Here is a 17,739-nt window from a genome sequence, read left to right as displayed (position 1 = left end):
CCAGTGGCAGCGCGGCGAGCAGCCCGCCGGACAGGCCGGTGGCCAGTCCCCGGGCCGCCGGCTCCGGGGCGGAGCCGCAGCAGCCCTCCCCGTCGACGGAGTCGGCCGGGTCGCTGCTGCACACCCCGGTCTCGGGCAGTTCCAGCCGCACGTCGCGGGCCGCCGCCCAGTCCCCGGCGAGGGCGGCGACGACCGAGCGGACCTGTTCGTAGCCGGTGGCCATGAGGAACGTCGGTGCGCGGCCGTAGCTCTTCATGCCGACGGCGTAGTAGCCGGGCTCGGGGTGGCGCAGCTCGTCGACCCCGTGCGGCGGGACGGTCCCGCAGGAATGCTCGTTGGGGTCGATCAGCGGGGCCAGGGCCCGGGTCGCGCCGAGCACCGGGTCGAGGTCGAGGCGCAGCTCGGCGGCGATGCCGTGGTCGGGGCGGAAGCCGGTCGCGGCGACGATCCGGTCGACGGTCACCGACTCCTGCCCGCCCTCGGGGCGGCGCACGACGACGGTGACCCGGTCGCCGGCCGGGTCGAGGGCGTGCACCGAGAAGCCGGTGAGCAGCCGGATCCGGCCCGCCTCGACGTGGGCACGCAGCCGGGAGCCGAGGGCGCCCCGGGCGGGCAGCGCGTCGGCGTCGCCACCGCCGTAGGCGCGGGTCGGCGAGGTCGCGCGGATCGCCCAGGTCACCTCCGTGCCGGGCGCGTCGGCGGCCAGCTCGGCGAGGGAGAGCAGGGTGTTCGCGGCGGAGTGGCCGGCGCCGACGACGAGGGTGTGCCGGCCGGCGAACCGGTCGCGGTCCGCGCCGAGCACGTCCGGCAGGGCGTGCTCCAGGTACGCCCCGGTCGCCGCCTCGCCCCGGGCCGGCAGGCCGGAGGCCCCGAGCACGTTCGGGGTGCCCCAGGTGCCCGAGGCGTCGATCACCGCGCGGGCCAGCAGCTCCTCGCCGTCGGCGAGCCGGACGAGGAACGGGGCCCGCTCGCGGCCGGCGGTACGCAGCCGGTCCAGGCCGAGCCGGCTGATCGCCACCACCCGGGCGCGCAGCCGCACATGCGGCCCGATCTGCGGCAGCTCCGCGAGGGGCCGCAGGTACGCGTCGGCCAGTTCGCCGCCGGTCGGCAGCGCGTCGGGGTCCGGTGCCATCCAGCCGCTGTCGGCGAGCAGCCGGCGGGCGGCCTCGTCGATGTCGTAGCGCCACGGCGAGAAGGCGCGCACGTGCCCCCACTGCCGCACGGCCGCGCCGACGCTCTCCCCCGCCTCCAGAACGGTGAAGGGCAGGCCGCGCTCGTGCAGGTGCGCGGCGGCGGCGAGGCCCACGGGGCCGGCGCCGATCACCACGACGGGCAGGTCGTCGAGGACGGTCATGGAAAACTCCTCTGTCTCGATACTTGTCGAATCAATAGGGTGTGATGTGCCCCGGCACACCGGCGACGCGGTCAGTCGATGACGGCGCTGCGGCGTTCCAGCAGCACCACGTCGCGCCAGCGGCCGTGGTGCCGACCGACGCGCTCCCGGACGCCGACGACCCGGAAGCCGGCCCGCGCGTGCAGGGCGAGGCTGGCGACGTTCTCGGGGAAGACGCCGGACTGGATGGTCCAGATCCGGGCGGCCTCGGTGGCGGCGATCAGCGCGTCGAGCAGCAGCCGGGCGACGCCCCGCCCCCGCGCCGCCGGGTCGACGTAGACGGAGTGTTCGACGACGCCCGCGTAGACCGGGCGGGTCGAGGTCGGCGACACCGCGACCCAGCCGAGCACGGCGCCGGTGTCGTCGACGGCGACGAGGCGGTGGGCGGCCGACCGGGTCGCGTCGAACTCCGCCCAGGTGGGGGCGACCGTCTCGAAGCTGGCGTCGCCGCCGTCGAGGCCGGCCCGGTAGATGGCGAGGACCCGGTCGGCGTCGGCGGCGACCATGGGGCGGATCAGCAGACCATTCACGGCTCTCCCTACCTGTCTCGACATCCGTCGAATCAGAGACTTGCACGCTGATTAGGCAGGTGTCAACCTAGGCGCATGCCGAAACAAGCGCCGCCCCGGCTGGACCTCACCGCCGCCCCCTGCTGCGCACCCCTCACGCAGCGGCGGGTGCCGACCGAGACGGCGGCCGCGCTCGCCCCGGCATTCAAGGCACTGGGCGATCCGGTGCGGCTGCAGCTGATGTCGATGATCGCCTCCGCCGAGGGCGGCGAGGCGTGCGTCTGCGACCTCACCCCGGCCTTCGACCTGACCGGTCCGACGATCTCCCACCACCTCAGGGTGCTGCGCGAGGCGGGCCTGGTCGACGCCGAGCGGCGCGGCACCTGGGTCTGGTACCGGGCCCGGCCCGGCGCGTTGCGTCAACTCGCGGCCCTGCTCGCGAGTTGACACCCGGCATTCCACCCAAGAAGTCGAGTCAATGAACGCGCTTGCCGGCTGCTCGGGCGTCGGCTGGTCGATCGCCCGCCGCTCAGGCGTCGGCGAGGACGTCGAGCAGCAGCGCGGCGGTCCAGCCGAACGCGGGCGAGCCGAGCCCGGCGCCGGTGTCGGGGTGGAAGTACTCGTGGCAGCCGGCCGTCGCGACGAGGGCGATCATCGAGTCACGCAGCCCGGCCGCCAGATCGAGCCGGTGGTGGGCGCGCAGCCCCCGCCACAGCAACCAGTTGAGGTTCTGCCAGCTCGGGCCCCGCCAGTAGCGCAGCGGCTCGAAGTCCGGCGCGGTGCGGTCGTGGCTGGGCAGCGGCCGATCCATCCGGGCGGCCAGCCCGAACCGGGGCGAGCACGCCTCGGCGAGCAGCGCCGCGACCGGCCGGGCCGGTAGGCCGGGCAACGCCAGCGGCATGAGGCCGAGCGCGGTGCGGGCCGGGACGAGCCGGCCGGTACGCAGGTCCCGGGGGTGGAAGGTGCCGCCGACCGGGTCGTACAGCCGGTCCACCAGGGCCGCGGTGATCCGGGCCGCCCGCTCGCGGTGCGGCCCCGGGTCGGTGCCGATCTCGCGGGCGATCGCGGCCGAGCCCCATGCTCGGCGAGCCCCAGGGCAGTGTTGACCAGCGGGCACTCCACCAGGAACGGATGCCGCCCACCCAACCCGTCGTCGCGGTACCCGGGTGGGCGCGGTAGGCGTCGACCCAGCGCGACGTACCGCGCGTAGTCCAGGTCCGTGGGGCGGTGCGCGGCGTCGGCGTGCGCGGTGTCGTGCCGCCGGTACGCCTTCATCACCGCCGCGTCGGCGGCCACCGCGGCCAGCGGCGCGTCCCAGGCCGGGCTGTTGTCCAGCCCGGACTCCCACGGGTGCACGAGGCAGGCCAGCCCGGCCCCGCCGACGTCGCGCCGGCCGGTGAGGTAGCGCTGCCAGGCGACCAGCCGGGGGTAGAGCCAGGCCAGCTCGGCACGGCTGCGCTCCGACGGCGCCCGGCGGTGCACCAGCCACGCGGCGAGCGCGTGCACCGGCGGCTGGACGATGCCGGAGGTGGCCACCGCCGGTGCGCCGGCCGCGCGCGCGGAGTCCCAGAAGTCGGGCCCGGGGAAGTACGACCCGGCCCGCAGCGCGGGGTTGAACACGATGTGCGGCACCCGCCCGTCAGCCCACTGGGCGGCGAACAGGGTGCGCAGCTCCCGCCAGGCCCGGTCGGGACGAACGTGGGCCAGGCCGACGGCGACGAACGCCGAGTCCCAGCTCCACTGGTGCGGATAGAGGGTGCGGGACGGGACGGTGTGGTCGTGCTCCCAGTTGCCGTCGAGGGTGGCCACCGCCAGCCGCCACAGCGCCCCCGCGTCCCGGGCGCGGGCCCGTGCGCCGCCGCCCGCGGCGGTGCTGGTGCTCACGCCGCCACCCGCCGGGACTCGGCGTGCCGCAGCACGGTGACCGCCTGTTGCAGCGCCTGCACCGGCTCGCCCCGCAGCCGGCACTCCAGCGCCAGCCAGCCCGGGTAGCCGAGGTCCCGCAGGGTGCGCACCAGCGCCGCCCAGTCCAGGTGGCCGGCGCCGGGCTGGTGCCGGTTGGTGTCGCTGACCTGCACGTGCCCGAGGTACGGCGCGGCGGCCCGCAGCGCGGCGTGCACGTCGTCCTCCTCGATGTTCATGTGGAAGGTGTCGGCGGCCACGCGTACCGAGGGCAGGCCGACGGCCGCGCAGAGCGCCACCGCCTCGTCGAGCCGGTTGACCATATGGTCCTCGTACCGGTTCAGCGGTTCGAGGAACAGGGTGACACCCTCGGCGCGGGCGTGCTCGCCCAGGGTGGCGAGGGCGGCCAGCAGGACCTGCCGGTCGCCGGCCGGCGGGCGGGGCGGTTCGAACGGCGGCAGCCGGCGGGAGAACATTCCCCAGGCGGCGGGGGTCGTCACCCCGCTGCCGCCCAGCTCGGCGATGACCGACAGCTGGGAGCGCAGGTTGCGGACGGCGTCGGCGGAGCGCTCGGGGTCGAAGTCGCCGATGAGTGGTCCATCTCGACGCAGACCGTCGGCATGACCACTCCGGCGGCGCGGGCCCGGCGCAGCTCCGGCAGCCGGCGGGCGAGGGACAGCTCCCCCCGGCCGCGCAGCTCGATGCCGGCGAAGCCGAGCGCGGCGGCGAGGGCGTGCTTACGGATCAGGTCGGAGCCGGGGAGCAACTGCTCCTGGCAGGCCAGCGGAATCGTCATGGGAACCTCAGCACGACTTGGAGGGCGTCGGCGTCACCGCGGTCGAGCAACGCCAGCGCGTCGGCCACCGCGCCCGCGTCGACGACGTGGCTCACCAGTGGCAGCGGGTCCACGCTGCCCTCGGCCACCAGGTCCATGAAGGTGTGGGCGACGCGGGCGCCGGTCCACCGGCCGGCCAGGCCGGGCGCCGGGGCGGGCCCGGAGATCTGGGCCGCGACGAGGTGGATCCGGTTGTGGTGGAACTCCTCGCCGAGCCCCAGCCCGTCGGCGTACCCCTGGTAGAAGCCGGCCGCGACGACCCGGCCGGCGTGGGTCGTGGCACGGATCGCCTCGTGCAACGCCGGGTACGCCCCGGACAGCTCCAGGCAGACGTCGGCGCCCCGGCCGGCGGTGGCCGCGCGCAGCGCGACGGCGGCGGACTCGCTGCGCGCGTCCACGGCCAGCCGGGCGCCGCAGCGGGCGGCGTGCGCCAGCCGGGTGGGCAGCCGGTCGACGGCCACCACCCGGGCGCCCGACAGGACGGCCAGCCGGGTGGCGAGCAGCCCGATGACGCCCTGACCGAAGACCCCGACCCAGTCGCCGAGGTGCAGGTCCCCGGCCAGGACGGCGGTGAGCGCGATCGCGCCTGGGCGGGCGAAGACGGCGGCGATCGGGTCGAGCCCGGCGGGCAGGGGGTGAACCGCGTCGGCGGGGAGCACCGCCTCGGCCCGGTGGCCCCAGATGCCCCAGACGGCCTGGCCGGGGTGGCGTCCGACCACGTCGGGCGCGATCTCGACGAGGTCGCCGACCTCCTCGTAGCCGAAGCCGGCGAGGGGGTACGCCGGCGCCTGGCGGGGGACGAACATCCGGGCGGCGTCGTCCCAGTCCCTCGTGAGGCGGGGATTGGTGCCCCGGTAGAGGGTCAGCTCCGTGCCGGCGGAGATGCCGGAGTAGCGGGTGCGGACCCGGACCTGGCCGGGGCCGAGCGGATCGCGGGGGCAGGGCTCGAGGCTGATCCTGCGGGGCCCGGCGAGTGAGACAACCCAGTTGACCATGAGTCACATCCCGGTAGCACTGGGCTCCAGTGTAGAGCAAAAAATCGGCATATGTCTTGTTATTGATCAATCGAAGGTGTTGGATACCTCTTGTGCCCCTTCGAGAGGAGTGCCACCCATGCCGCCACCCTCGATGCGGAAGCCGCGACGGTCCGCCATACGACTGCTCGCCTCGGCCCTGATCCTGTCAGCGACCACCGCCTCCCTGCTCGCCTGCGGCGACGACCGGGCGGACGACGAGGCGACCCTCACGGTCTGGAGCCTGGAGGACGTCACCGACCGGGTCACCGCCACCAAGGCGATCATCGCCGACTTCACCGCCCGCACCGGCACCAAGGTCGACCTGGTCACCGTCGCCGAGGACCGGTTCCCCGCCCTCATCGCCACCAGCGCGGCGGCCGGCGAGCTGCCCGACGTCGTCGGGTCGGTCCCCCTGGCCGGCGTGCGCACCCTCGCCGGCAACGAGCTGCTGCACCCCAGCGCCAACGGCGAGATCGTCGACGCGCTGGGTCGGCAGACCTTCTCCCCCCGGGCGCTGGAGCTCACCGCCGACGGCGGCCGGCAGCTCGCCGTGCCCAGCGACGGCTGGGGGCAGCTCCTGGTCTACCGCAAGGACCTGTTCGCCGCCGCCGGGCTGCCCGCACCCGACACGTACGCGAAGATCGCCGCCGCCGCGGCACGGCTGAACACCGGCGGGGTCGCCGGCATCACCGCGGCCACCGCCGAGGGCGACGTGTTCACCCAGCAGACCTTCGAACACCTGGCCCTGGCCAACAACTGCCAGCTCACCGACGGGGCCGGGGCGGTGACCCTCGACTCGCCCGAGTGCGTCGAGGCGTTCCGCTTCTACGGCGACCTGATCCGCACCGCCTCCGTCCCCGGCGCGCAGGACGTCGACACCACCCGGGCCACCTACTTCGCCGGCCGGGCCGCGATGCTGATCTGGTCGCCGTTCATCCTCGACGAGCTGGCCGGGCTGCGCGACGACGCCCGACCCACCTGCCCGCAGTGCCGGGCCGACCCGACGTTCCTGGCGCGCAACAGCGGCTTCGTCACCGCGATCACCGGCTCGAACGCCACCGGGCCCGCCCAGTACGGCGAGGTCAGCTCCTGGGCGGTGCTCGACGGCGCCGCCGACCCGGCGGCCTCCCTCGTGCGGTACCTGCTCGACGACGCGTACCCGCGCTGGTTCGGCATGTCCCCCGAGGGGCGCTTCCCGGTCCGCCGGGGCACCCCCGCCGAGCCGGAGAAGTTCCTCACCGCCTGGAACGGCAGCCCGGCCGGCGTGGACCGCCGCCGGCCGCTGGCCGAGGTGTACGGCGACGACGTGCTCGCCGCCCTGCGCCGCAGCCCCGACGCCTTCGGCCGGTGGGGCCTCAACCAGGGCCAGGGCGAACTGGTCGGCGCGATGCTCGGCGAGCTGCCGGTGCCGAAGGCCCTGGCCGGCGTGCTCTCCGGCCGGTCCGAGCCGGCGGCGGCGGCCCGGCGGGCGCGCGAGGACGTCGAGGCGATCAAGGCCGGTGTCAATTGACCAGCACCGCGCCGGGCCCCGGCCGCTCCCCCACCCGGGGACGGTCCGCCCGGCCCGGCCGTCGCCCGCCGACCCTGCGCCGCCGCGAGTCCCGCGCCGGCCTCGCCCTGGTCACTCCGACCCTGCTCGTCGTGGTCACGGTCGTCGGCGTGCCGATCGCCTGGACGATCCTGCTGGCCTTCCAGCGGGTACGCCTGGCCACCCTGCGCCGCACCGGACTGTTCGGCGAGTTCACCCTGGACAACCTCGACCGGGTGGTACACACCCCCGGCTTCGCCACCACGCTGTGGACCACCCTGCTCTACAGCGTCGGCGCCACCTGCGGCTCGATCGTGATCGGCCTGGTCGCCGCGCTGGCGGTCCGCCGGCCGTTGCGGGGACGCACCCTGGTCCGGGCGTCGATGCTGCTGCCGTACGTGGCACCCGTGGTAGCCGTCTCGTTCGTCTGGCAGGTGATGCTCGACCCGCAGCTCGGCATCGTCAACGACTGGGGCCGGCGGTTCCTCGGCTGGGACGCGCCCGTGCCGTTCCTGTCGCAGGACTCCACCGCGCTGTGGACGGTGATCGCGTTCGAGGCGTGGCGGTACTTCCCGTTCGCCTTCCTGTTCCTGCTGGCCCGCCTCCAGGCGGTGCCCGGCGAGCTGGAGGAGGCCGCCCGGGTGGACGGGGCCACCCCCACCCAGCGGTTCCGGCACATCCTGCTGCCCCAGTTGCTGCCGGTGACCGCCCTGCTGGCCGTGCTGCGGTTCATCATGACGTTCACCAAGTTCGACGACGTCTACCTGCTCACCGGCGGGGCCGCCGGGACCGAGGTGGTCAGCGTCCGGGTGTACCAGTTCCTCACCGCCCGTACCGACGTCGGCGCGGCGGCGGCACAGGCGGTCGTGCTGGCCGTGGTGCTGCTCGCGTTCGTCGCGGTGTACCTGCGCTTCTTCGCTGGACGGAGGGAGTCGTGATGGACCGCGACCGGATCGAGACGGTCACCCTGCGCTGGCTGCGCCGGCTGGTCGTCGCCGGGTTCCTGGCGATCACCCTGGTGCCGTTCTGGTACATGCTGGTGCTGTCGGTGCGTCCCATCGAGGAGCTGCTGCTGCGCCCCGGCTCGCTGTGGGTGCCGCTGGGTGAGCTGACCGTCGCCACGTACGCCGAGGTGTTGCGCGCCGTCGACGACGGCGGCCAGGGTTTCGGCACCTTCATCCGCAACAGTGGCCTGGTCGCCCTCGCCGCCACCGCCCTCACCCTGGTCGTGGCGATCCCCGGCGCGTACGCCGTGGCGCGGCTGCGGTTCTTCGGCCGCCGGCAGGTCCACGCGCTGTTCCTGGCGGTCTACCTGTTCCCGTCGATCGTCGTCGCGATCCCGCTGTTCGTGGTCTTCACCCGGGCAGGGCTGCGCGGCTCGCTGACCGGGCTGGTGCTGGTGTACATCTCACAGACCCTGCCGGTCTCGGTCTACATGCTGAAGAACTACTTCGAAACCATCCCGGTCAGCCTGGAGGAGTCCGCCGCTATCGACGGGGCCGGCCGCCTCGGGATCATCCGCCGGGTCAGCCTCCCCCTCGCCGCTCCGTCGATCATGGCGGTCGCCCTCTACGACTTCATGATCGCCTGGAACGAGTACCTGTTCGCCCTGCTCTTCCTCGTCGACAAGCCCGACCGGTGGACGGTGTCGCTCGGGCTGTCACTGCTCGCGGACGGCGTCGAGGTGCCCAAGACCGTGCTGATGGCCGGCTCGGTCGTGCTCACGCTGCCCGTCGTGCTGCTCTTCTTCGCCGGCGAGCGGCTGCTCACCGAGGGGCTGACCGGCGGGGCGGAGAAGGGCTGACCCCGCCGGGCCACGTCGGGGTCCGCCCCGGCTAGCGTGGGGTGATGGCGAACCCGACCCGCTGGGTGACCGACACCGGCCCCGAACACTCGCAGTGGTACGTCGACCGGTTCCGCCGGCTGGCCGCCGAGGGCGCCGACCTGGCCGGCGAGGCCCGGCTGCTGGACGCGATGGTGCCACGGCACGCCCGCGTCCTCGACGCCGGCTGCGGCGCCGGCCGGGTGGGCGCGGCGCTGCACGCCCAGGGCCACACGGTGGTCGGCGTGGACGCCGATCCGGTGCTGATCGAGGCGGCCGGCATCGACCATCCCGGCCCCCGCTGGCTGGTTGGCGACCTGGCCGAGTTGGACCTCGCGGCGGCCGGGGAGCCCGAGCCGTTCGACGCCGCCGTGCTGGCCGGCAACGTGATGGCGTTCGTCGCGCCCGGCACCGAACGACGGGTGCTCGGCCGGGTCGCCGCGCACGTGCGCCCCGACGGCGCGGTGGTCGTCGGCTTCGGCACCGACCGGGGGTACCGACTCACCGACTTCGACGCCGACGCGGTCGCCGCCGGCCTACGCCTGGAGCACCGCTTCGCCACCTGGGACCTGCGGCCGTGGCGCGACGACGCGGACTTCGCGGTCACCGTGCTGCGCCGCCCCACCTGAGCGACCCCCGATCCCCGGCACGGGCCCCCGATGCCGGCACGGGCCAACGCCCGCGCACGGACCCCCCGACGCCGGCCGGGGAGAGTGAGAAGGGGACCCTTCTCTACCGCAGGCGTTAACAAGGTGCCCTTCCTTGCCCACCTCAGGCAACGGCCCTGGCCGCCGCCGGGTCGAGCGGGCTGCCGGCCGGCACCAGGCTGACCAGGCCCGCGGGCAGCCGGACAGGCCGCACGTCCCGGTAGCCGAGCATGCCGAGCACCGCGGGGTCCGCCAGCACGTACCGCCGGCCGAGGTCGGTGACCACGGAGAGCGCGCCGCCGGTGGCCCCGGGGGCTGCGGTCGACTCCACCACGGCGCCACGCCCAGGCTCGACCACGACGTGATCGGCGACCGCCGACCCGCGCACGGCCTGCGGGCCGTCCGACAGGTCGGGCAGGGCCGCGCCCAGGCGCACGTCGCTCACGCCCGCGTCGTCGGTGACCCGGACGCAGAGCGCCCCCGGGTCCGCCGCGGCGAGCCGGGGCGGGCTCGTCGGTGGGGCGGCGGGCCCGGTCGGCGCCAGGTCCGCCAGCTTGGGCAGGGCGGCGAACCGGCCGAGGGTCATCGCCTCCGGCTCGCCCTGGCCGGTGCGGGCCAGCAGCAGGCTGGCCTGCAACTCGGTGATGCCGGCGAGGCCGCCGGCGAGGGCGACGGCGTACTGACGGCCGCCGCCGGAGTTGCGGATTAGGAAGACGTGGCCGACGCTCGCGCCGGACACCTGGGGCGAAGGCTGGCCCAGGGCGGGCAGGTCGAGCGGGGCGAGGTCGGCGCCGGCCGGGATGCTGTTGATCAGGGCGGGCGCGGCGGGCACCGCCCGCTGCGGGGTGGCGGCGAGCGCGGCGAGCACCCGGCCGGCGTCTCGCAGCAGGTATCGGCGGGCGTGCCAGACCAGGTGCAGGCCGCCGTCGGGGTGCTGGAGCAGGATCGCGTCGTCGCCCGGGGCCCGGCCGCCGGTGGCGTCCACGCCGATCAGCACGGCCGACCAGGCGGCGGCGCGCTCGGCTCCGGCGGTGACGGCCGAGCAGACCGTCCAGCCGGCGGCGGAAAGCCGGGCCCGGTCGGGCAGCGAGTCGGGGGCGTCGGGGATCCCCAGCGGCAGCCCGCGCGGCACGCCCTCGATCGAGCGGCGGGAAACCAGCACGGTCTTCGGGCGCTCGGCCCCGATGATCAGCAGCGCGGAGGCGTAGTTGAGCACCGGATGCAACTTCTGCTCGCGGTAGACGAACCGCGCGCCGGACTCCTTCTCCACGATCACCGCGCTGGCGTCGCGCCACTTGGTGCCGCCGCCGGCGAACAGCCCGTAGAGGGCGAAGCCGCCGAGGGCGATCGCGGCGACCAGGACACTGGCCAGCCCGGCCCCGGCCAGCCGCCGAAACGGCGACCGCGCGGGATCGGTCTCCCGCATCACCAGGGCCGCGACCGCCCGCTGGACGGTGAACTGGTACGAGTGAAGCTGGTCCTGCCGCGACGGCATGCGGTCCCCTCCGACGGGTTGGTCGGGGCACAGGATAGACGCTGCGTCGATCCTCCGAGGACCCTGCGTCGCCGTCCGGGCCGGCCCCGCCGCGCCAGACGCCGCAGCCCGCGCGGACCGCTCGCAAGATCGTGCTCGGTCGCGAAACGGTGGCCATGGGGCGTAACCCCCCGGGGTACCTTGTTTCCCGGAGGTGACGTGGTGAAGCTGCGACCGGAGATGACCGCCGACGCCCTGATTCGCCTGAAGCGGGCCCGGGGCCAGCTCAACGCCGTGATCGAGATGATCGAGTCGGGAGAGGACTGCCGGGCCACGCTGACCCAGCTCGCCGCGGTCTCCAAGGCCCTCGACCGGGCCGGCTACAAGCTGATCGCGTCGGGGATGCGGCACTGCAACGCCGCCCGCGACCGGGGCGAGGACCCGGAGATGACCGAGGAGGAGCTGGAAAAGCTCTTCCTAGCCCTCTCCTAGCCCCTCCTGGCCCACCCATCCCCCTCCCCTGCCCCTCGTCGACCGAGGGTTCGTTAGCGGCGTGTCGCCGAGGTTCGTTGGCGGCGGGCTCCCTGGCGGTCGCCGGTGCGGTACTCCCAGCCCTCACGCCAGGCGAAGTCGGCGATGATCAGGGCCTCCAGCGGGACGCCGTCGAGCAGGTGGTCCAGCGCCCACCGGGTGGCGACATGCCCGATCAGCAGGATGCCGCAGCCGTCCCAGCGCAGCGGGACGTCGTCGAGGAATCGCCCGGCCCGCGAAACGGCCTGCCGCCAGCTCTCGCCGCCGGGGTAGGGCGAGTCGAGGTGGTCGACCCTGCCCCGGTGCAGTTCCACCGCGGACGTGCCGTTGCGCGTCCCGTAGTCGCACTCCCGCAGCCGCCAGTCGTGCAGGATCGGGATGCCGGTGCCCGCGAAGGCCACCTCGGCGGTCTCCACCGCCCGGCGCAGGTCCGAGGTGAAGATGGCCGCGATGCCGTCGTCCCGCCTGCGGGCGCCGAGCTCGGCGGCCAGCGCCCGCCCGCGCGCGGACAACCGCCCCGGCAGCCAGCCCGTGGCGACGCCCCGGTCGTTGTCCTCACTCCACGAATGGGTCTCGAAGACGATCCGCGTCGACATGGACCAAGGCTATGGCCCCGTGCTCGGCAGAGGTTTGCCGCCGAATGACAGCCCTGTGAGCGGCCAAGCTCCCCTGCCAAAGGCACACCCCGCCATGACGCATCATTCCTTATCCGCATCATCATTAGTATGATGGGGAGTGATGAGGGAAGAAATGTACTCGGTCGAGCAGGTGGCGGACATCCTCGGCCTGCACGTGCGCACCGTGCGCGGCTACATCCGATCCGGCCGGCTCGGGGCGACCCGGATCGGCAAGCAGTACCGGATCACCCCCGCCGACCTCGACGCGCTCACCGGCCGCTCGCAGTCGCCGTTGCGGCAGGGCGGCGGCGCGACGGCGGAGGTGTCGAGCATCGTGCAGGTCGACGGCGTCGACCGGGCCACCGCCGACCGGCTCAGCACGCTCGTGCTGGCCGGGGCGAACAACGGGTACGACCTCGCGCACCCGCTGCGCGTGCAGACCGTCCACGACGAGGAACGGAACCGGATGAAAATCGTGATCCTGGGCGGCACCGCCGCCACCGCCAACCTGCTGCGACTGCTCGACGCCGTGCTCGACGGGGCCGACGGCCTACTCACCCGCAGGGACGGCCTGCTCGCCGGGGAGGCGGGGGATGCCTGACGACGTGCGGGAACTGGCCGGCGTGCCGGTGCTGGTCTGCGACCCGGACGGCCCGCTGGTGGCCACCGAGCAGGACGCGCTGGACCTGATCGGCGCCGCCTTCCTCTGCGCGACGGTGGTGGCCGTGCCCGCGAACCGGCTGGGCGAGGAGTTCTTCTCGCTCGGCACCCGGTTCGCCGGCGAGGTGATGCAGAAGTTCGTCAACTACCGGCTGCGCCTGGCCGTCATCGGCGACATCTCCGGACACCTGGCGGCGAGTCCGGCGCTGCGCGCCCTGGTCCACGAGTCCAACCTGGCCAACCACGTGTGGTTCCTGCCCGACCTCGACGCGCTCGACGCCCGGCTGCGCGCCGCGGCCTGACCGGCCCGCGAAGCGCCGCCCGACCGACCGGGCCCGCACCACCGACGGCCGACCGCGGGCGCACCACGGCGGCCCGCCAGGGCGCGCGCCGCGTACCGGATGGCGGTTTGTTGGGCCGGCCGGGTCCGCGCGGACGGTAACATCCGCTCGGACCCGGCCGAAGTGAGGAATCCCGTGGGCGTGCGATTCGAGGAACTGGCCTGGCGGGAGACCCCGATCGGCGAGATCAGCCTACGCCGCCGGCACGACCCCGCGCTGGGCCGCGAGGTGTACGAGGTCAAGCTCGACGACGAGTTCCTGATGTCCAGCCTCTTCCCCGTCGCGGAGATCGAGCTGGCCCGGCTCGGGCTGGCTCCGCTGCGCGGCGAGGCGCTGGATGTCGTGGTCGGCGGCCTCGGTCTCGGCTACACGGCCCGCACCGCCCTGGAGGACGCCCGGGTGGCGTCGCTGGTGGTGGTGGAGGCGATCGAGGACGTCATCGACTGGCACCGGCGGGGCCTGCTGCCGTTCGCAGCGGGGCTGGCCGACGACCCGCGCACCCGGTTCGTCCGGGCGGACTTCTTCGCGGCGGTCGCCGACGGGACGGGCTTCGACCCGGACTCACCCAACCGGCGGTTCCACGCGGTCCTGCTCGACGTGGACCACTCGCCCCGGCACGTGCTGCACCCGAGCCACGCCCCGTTCTACACCGACGAGGGCCTGCGCCGCCTCGCCGACCTGCTGCACCCGGACGGGGTCTTCGCCCTCTGGTCCAACGACCCGCCGGACCCGGACTTCCAGCGGGTGCTGACCGCGGTGTTCCCGACCAGCCTGGCCCACGTCGTCCGCTTCGCCAACCCGTTGCAGGGCCGGGAGTCGGCCAACACCGTCTACGTCGCCCGCCGGTGACCGGCGGGACCGAGCCGCGTGGGGCCGCCGGTGCGGCCGGGCCGCACCGGGAGCCGGCCCACGGGCATGGTGTCGGCCGAACCGGGAAAGGCCCCTGGGCCGCGTACGCGGCGGACGCCCGGCCAACGGGACCGTCCGGTCAACGGGAGGTGGACATGCGGGCCGTACTCTGGGTCGTCGGTGTCGTCGCCGGCGTGCTCGTCCTGCTCGGGCTGCTGCTCGAAGCGGTGCTGGTTGGTGGTCATCGGGGTGATCGCGCTGCTCGCGGTCATCGTGCTCGCGTTCGTCAAGGGCCGGCAGACGGTGCAGCACCGGCATTCGGCGCGACGCTGAGCCCCGCCGGCAGCGGCCGGACCTCCGACGCGATCTCTTGTCCGGTCGTGACACTGTGACTGACCTGCCATCCTCGCGACGCGCGACCGCCGCGCCGGTGAAGGAGCAGGGTGGTGTCCAACCGGGGCGCGTACTTCGTCGCCAACGACGCCATCCTGGACCTGGCGATCGCGTTTTTGGACAGCTTCCGCGCCCACAACCCGTCGATCCCGTTGTGCCTCGTTCCGTTCGGCGACGACGTCGAGGAACTCACCCGGCTCGCGGGCGAGTACGACTTCTCGATCTGGCGGGACCAGGCCAGGCTGAGCTGGTGCGACGCCATCGGTCGCCGTTTCCACGGCCACCGGGTCGGGCAGTACCGCAAGCTGGCGATCTGGGACGGCCCCTTCGCGACGAACCAGCAGATCCCGCACTTCGAGCTGTGGGACCACTACCGCCGGCTGCGGGAGCCCGCTCGCCAGGAGCGGGCAGCACGTCACACCGAGGAGGTCGCCAGGGCGTCGGTCCGCACCTGCCCACCGGCGGGCGGCGGGGCGGGGGTCGCGCGGCTGGGCAGGGAGAGCCGGATGACCTTCCACCAGGCGGAAGCCACCTGCTTCGGCAGCGCCCCGGTGGTGTACGTCAGGCCGTACTTGGCGAACAGCGCCCGCACCTCGGGGGCGACCTCCTGGTAGCGGCAGCTCGGCAGGTCGGGGAAGAGGTGGTGCTCGATCTGGAACGACAGGTTGCCGGTCATGATGTGCGTCAGCCGGCTGCCGCTGATGTTGGCCGAGCCGAGCATCTGCCGCAGGTACCACTCGCCCCGGGTCTCCCCCTCGATGGAGGTCTTCTCGAAGGTCTCCACACCCTCCGGGAAGTGCCCGCACATGATCACCGAGTGGCTCCACAGGTTGCGGATCAGGTTCGCGGTGAAGGTGGCCGCCAGGGTGCTGAGGAACGACGGCCCCGACAGCAGCGGGTGGATGATGTAGTCCTTGAGGAACTGGCGACGGATCTTGCGGCCGACCGCGCGGGCGCGGGCCCGGAACTCGGGGGCCTTGTGTCGGCCCTTGCGCAGGTTGCGGCCCAGTTCCAGGTCGTACGCGGCGATGCCGTACTCGAAGAAGCAGGCGTTGATCAGGTTCCACAGCGGCTGGCCGAGGTGGATCGGGTGCCACGGCTGGTCCTCGTCGACGCGCATGATGCCGTACCCGAGGTCGTTGTCCTTGCCCAGCACGTTGGTGTACGTGTGGTGTAGCTGGTTGTGCGAGTGCTTCCACTGCGCGGCCGGGGAGACGTGGTCCCACTCCCAGGTCGTCGAGTGGATCTTCGGATCACGCATGAAGTCGTACTGGCCGTGCAGAACGTTGTGACCGATCTCCATGTTCTCCAGGATCTTGGCCACCGCGAGGCCGGCGGTGCCGACCAGCCAGGCCGGCGGGAACAGCGAGAACAGCAGCACCGCCCGGCTGCCCAGCTCCAACCGGCGTTGGATGGCGATCACCTTGCGGATGTACGCGGCGTCGGCCTCCCCCCGGCTGGCGAGCACCCGGTCCCGGATCGCGTCGAGTTCCCTGCCAAGCGCGTCGATGTCGGCGGCGGTGAGGTGGGCGATCGGGTTGTGGGCCTTCTTCTGGATCGCGGTCACGTCCGGTTCTCCTGTCAGAGGTCGATGTCGCAGGTACCGGCCGCCGCCGACACGCAGGTCTGGATGAGCACGTTGTCGCCGGGGACGGCGGTGGTGATCTCCCCGTTGCGCAGGTCCCGGACCGCGCCCTGGCGCAGCGGCACCACGCAGCCGAAGCAGATGCCCATCCGGCACCCGGACGGCATCAGCACCCCCGCGTCCTCCCCCGCGTCGAGCAGGGCGGTGCCGCCGTCGGCGCGCACGGTGACCCCGGCGCGGGTGAAGGTGACGTCGCCCCCCGCGCCCGGAGAGATCACCGTCGGTCGGAACCGCTCGGTGTGCAGCCGGTCGGCCGCCCCGTTGGCGGCCCAGTGGGCCTCGACCGCGTCGAGCAGGCCGACCGGGCCGCACGCCCAGGTCTGCCGGTCGAGGTGGTCGGGCACCAGGTCGGCCAGCTCGGCCACGCCGAGCACGCCGTCGGTGTCGGTGTGCCGCTCGACGAGGCGGATCGCGCCCCGGGCGGCGAGCCCGCGCAGCTCGGCAGCGAAGATCACGTCGTCCGGGGTCGGCGCGGAGTGCACCAGCACCACGTCCGCCGTGGCGGGCGCGCCGGCGCGGAGCATCCCCATGACCGGGGTGATGCCGCTGCCGGCGGTGACGAAGAGGACCCGCTCCGGCGCGGGCACGGGCGCGACGAAGTCGCCCTGGGCCTGGTCGAGCTGGACCAGGGTGCCGGGCCGAGCCCGGCGGACCAGGTGGTTGCTGACCCGGCCGTCCGGGATCGCCTTCACGGTGACCGAGATCAGTCCGTCGCTGCGCCCGGGGGCCGAGGTGAGCGAGTACGCCCGCCACTGGCGGACGCCGTCGACGTCCACGCCGAGGCGGACGTACTGTCCGGGGGTGTGCCCGCGCCAGCCGCGGCCGGGCCGGATGGTCAGCGTCGCGGCGTCCCGGGTCTCCGGTCGCACGTCGAGGATCCGCCCGCGCAGGGCGGCCCCGGAGCGCAGCGGGGCGATCAGGTCGAGGTAGTCCTCGGGCAGCAGCGGCGTGGTGACCGTCTCGGCGAGCCGGAACAGCCTGTCCCGGACGGTGCGGCGGCCGGGTGGGCGCGGGACGGTGGTGGTCATACGATCAAGCGTGACGGACACGATCGCATAACATCTTGGCCAGGAAAGATGAAAGCGCCGCACGGTTTTGTTCCGGGAGAACAACGATGTCGGAAGAGTCCGGGACCAGTCGCCGCGCCGCCCGCCTCGAACTGGACGAGCCGATGGCCGCCCGGCTGCTCGGCGCGCTGCCACTGGTCGCCGAGCGCACGGTCACCGCGATCACGGCGGAGGTGCCGGCCTACTCGGGCACCCTCACCGGCCAGATGCGGGCGAAGATCGAGAACGCGGTGCGCATCGCGTTGGGCACCTTCCTCCAACTCGTCGGGCGGCCCCAGGCGGCATCGGACCCGAGCACCCCGCTGGCCCCGGCGCTGGAGGCGGCGTACGCCCTCGGCAGCGGGGAGGCCCGCTCCGGCCGCAGCATGGACGCGCTGCTGGCGGCGTACCGGGTGGGGGCGCGGGTGGCCTGGCGGGAGGTCTCCACCGCCACCGTACGCGCCGGGCTCGCGGCGGCGACGGTCGCCGAGTTCGCCGAGCTGATGTTCGCCTACATCGACGAACTCTCCG

The 17,739-nt window shown here is 74.0% G+C and carries 19 protein-coding genes and 1 pseudogene; 10 read left to right on the top strand and 10 right to left on the bottom strand.

What is annotated here, in order from left to right; all coding sequences use genetic code 11:
- Together MCAG_RS27920 and MCAG_RS27915 are read right to left on the bottom strand one after the other, a co-directional pair.
- Positions 1–1,354: FAD-dependent oxidoreductase (locus tag MCAG_RS27920; protein ID WP_007076298.1), on the bottom strand; the 1,354-nt coding region annotated here is incomplete at its 3' end.
- A 71-nt stretch (positions 1,355–1,425) separates the two neighbouring features.
- Positions 1,426–1,947 (bottom strand): GNAT family N-acetyltransferase, encoded by a 522-nt coding sequence (locus MCAG_RS27915; RefSeq protein WP_036375609.1) that lies wholly within the window; start codon positions 1,945–1,947, stop codon positions 1,426–1,428.
- A gap of 51 nt (positions 1,948–1,998) precedes the next feature.
- Between MCAG_RS27915 and MCAG_RS27910 the strand changes: the two genes are divergently transcribed.
- Entirely contained in the window at positions 1,999–2,349 is a 351-nt protein-coding gene (locus tag MCAG_RS27910; protein WP_007076296.1) for a metalloregulator ArsR/SmtB family transcription factor, read from the top strand.
- 82 nt (positions 2,350–2,431) lie between these two features.
- Here the strand turns inward: MCAG_RS27910 and MCAG_RS36460 are convergent, their stop codons facing one another.
- The 4 genes from MCAG_RS36460 to MCAG_RS27895 form a co-directional block, all read right to left on the bottom strand.
- Positions 2,432–3,019 carry a hypothetical protein gene (locus tag MCAG_RS36460; protein WP_369751344.1) on the bottom strand — a complete coding sequence of 196 codons (588 nt, stop codon included), beginning with the start codon at positions 3,017–3,019 and terminating at the stop codon, positions 2,432–2,434.
- 763 nt (positions 3,020–3,782) lie between these two features.
- Positions 3,783–4,337 carry a sugar phosphate isomerase/epimerase family protein gene (locus MCAG_RS27900; RefSeq protein WP_232290428.1) on the bottom strand — a complete coding sequence of 185 codons (555 nt, stop codon included), beginning with the start codon at positions 4,335–4,337 and terminating at the stop codon, positions 3,783–3,785.
- Entirely contained in the window at positions 4,301–4,600 is a 300-nt protein-coding gene (locus tag MCAG_RS35420) for a hypothetical protein (RefSeq protein ID WP_232290313.1), read from the bottom strand. The genes MCAG_RS27900 and MCAG_RS35420 overlap by 37 nt, the downstream gene beginning before the upstream one ends.
- A complete protein-coding gene (locus tag MCAG_RS27895) occupies positions 4,597–5,634 on the bottom strand; it encodes a zinc-binding alcohol dehydrogenase (RefSeq protein WP_007076293.1) in 1,038 nt (345 codons plus the stop codon). Before MCAG_RS27895 ends, MCAG_RS35420 begins: the two co-directional genes overlap by 4 nt.
- Before the next feature lie 118 nt (positions 5,635–5,752).
- Between MCAG_RS27895 and MCAG_RS27890 the strand changes: the two genes are divergently transcribed.
- From MCAG_RS27890 to MCAG_RS27875, 4 genes are read left to right on the top strand one after another with little or no spacing between them, the layout of a single operon-like run.
- Entirely contained in the window at positions 5,753–7,165 is a 1,413-nt protein-coding gene (locus tag MCAG_RS27890) for an ABC transporter substrate-binding protein (protein ID WP_036375607.1), read from the top strand.
- Positions 7,162–8,121, top strand: coding sequence for a carbohydrate ABC transporter permease (locus MCAG_RS27885; protein ID WP_007076291.1), 960 nt, complete (start codon positions 7,162–7,164; stop codon positions 8,119–8,121). The genes MCAG_RS27890 and MCAG_RS27885 overlap by 4 nt, the downstream gene beginning before the upstream one ends.
- Positions 8,121–8,987 (top strand): carbohydrate ABC transporter permease, encoded by an 867-nt coding sequence (locus MCAG_RS27880; RefSeq protein ID WP_007076290.1) that lies wholly within the window; start codon positions 8,121–8,123, stop codon positions 8,985–8,987. The genes MCAG_RS27885 and MCAG_RS27880 overlap by 1 nt, the downstream gene beginning before the upstream one ends.
- A gap of 44 nt (positions 8,988–9,031) precedes the next feature.
- Positions 9,032–9,634: a bifunctional 2-polyprenyl-6-hydroxyphenol methylase/3-demethylubiquinol 3-O-methyltransferase UbiG gene (locus MCAG_RS27875; protein WP_036375605.1), complete on the top strand. Its 603-nt coding sequence runs from the start codon at positions 9,032–9,034 to the stop codon at positions 9,632–9,634.
- A 142-nt stretch (positions 9,635–9,776) separates the two neighbouring features.
- Here the strand turns inward: MCAG_RS27875 and eccB are convergent, their stop codons facing one another.
- Positions 9,777–11,147 (bottom strand): type VII secretion protein EccB, encoded by a 1,371-nt coding sequence (eccB, locus tag MCAG_RS27870; protein ID WP_007076288.1) that lies wholly within the window; start codon positions 11,145–11,147, stop codon positions 9,777–9,779.
- A 201-nt stretch (positions 11,148–11,348) separates the two neighbouring features.
- Here eccB and MCAG_RS27865 point away from each other — a divergent pair, with 201 nt between their 5' ends.
- Entirely contained in the window at positions 11,349–11,618 is a 270-nt protein-coding gene (locus MCAG_RS27865) for a metal-sensitive transcriptional regulator (RefSeq protein WP_036378119.1), read from the top strand.
- 53 nt (positions 11,619–11,671) lie between these two features.
- Here the strand turns inward: MCAG_RS27865 and MCAG_RS30020 are convergent, their stop codons facing one another.
- Positions 11,672–12,253, bottom strand: coding sequence for a histidine phosphatase family protein (locus MCAG_RS30020; protein ID WP_007076286.1), 582 nt, complete (start codon positions 12,251–12,253; stop codon positions 11,672–11,674).
- A 142-nt stretch (positions 12,254–12,395) separates the two neighbouring features.
- On the opposite strand from MCAG_RS30020, the gene MCAG_RS27855 reads away from it, so the two are divergent.
- The 3 genes from MCAG_RS27855 (at position 12,396) to MCAG_RS27845 (ending at position 14,124) form a co-directional block, all read left to right on the top strand.
- Positions 12,396–12,875: a helix-turn-helix domain-containing protein gene (locus MCAG_RS27855; protein WP_198141672.1), complete on the top strand. Its 480-nt coding sequence runs from the start codon at positions 12,396–12,398 to the stop codon at positions 12,873–12,875.
- Positions 12,868–13,236: a DUF4180 domain-containing protein gene (locus MCAG_RS27850; protein WP_007076284.1), complete on the top strand. Its 369-nt coding sequence runs from the start codon at positions 12,868–12,870 to the stop codon at positions 13,234–13,236. The genes MCAG_RS27855 and MCAG_RS27850 overlap by 8 nt, the downstream gene beginning before the upstream one ends.
- A 174-nt stretch (positions 13,237–13,410) precedes the next feature.
- Positions 13,411–14,124, top strand: coding sequence for a spermidine synthase (locus tag MCAG_RS27845; protein WP_036375603.1), 714 nt, complete (start codon positions 13,411–13,413; stop codon positions 14,122–14,124).
- An 808-nt stretch (positions 14,125–14,932) separates the two neighbouring features.
- On the opposite strand, the gene MCAG_RS27835 is transcribed toward MCAG_RS27845, so the two are convergent.
- Positions 14,933–16,084: an acyl-CoA desaturase gene (locus MCAG_RS27835; RefSeq protein ID WP_007076281.1), complete on the bottom strand. Its 1,152-nt coding sequence runs from the start codon at positions 16,082–16,084 to the stop codon at positions 14,933–14,935.
- Between the two features lie 14 nt (positions 16,085–16,098).
- On the bottom strand, positions 16,099–17,190 hold the full coding sequence (locus MCAG_RS27830; RefSeq protein ID WP_007076280.1) for a ferredoxin reductase: 1,092 nt from the start codon (positions 17,188–17,190) through the stop codon (positions 16,099–16,101).
- 86 nt (positions 17,191–17,276) lie between these two features.
- Here MCAG_RS27830 and MCAG_RS27825 point away from each other — a divergent pair.
- A pseudogene (locus MCAG_RS27825) lies at positions 17,277–17,739 on the top strand (PucR family transcriptional regulator); the annotation flags it as partial.

The sequence above is a fragment of the Micromonospora sp. ATCC 39149 genome (genome assembly GCF_000158815.1).
Lineage (GTDB): Bacteria > Actinomycetota > Actinomycetes > Mycobacteriales > Micromonosporaceae > Micromonospora.
Note: the sequence above shows the minus strand (reverse complement) of the source record. Positions and strands in the feature narration are given on the sequence as shown.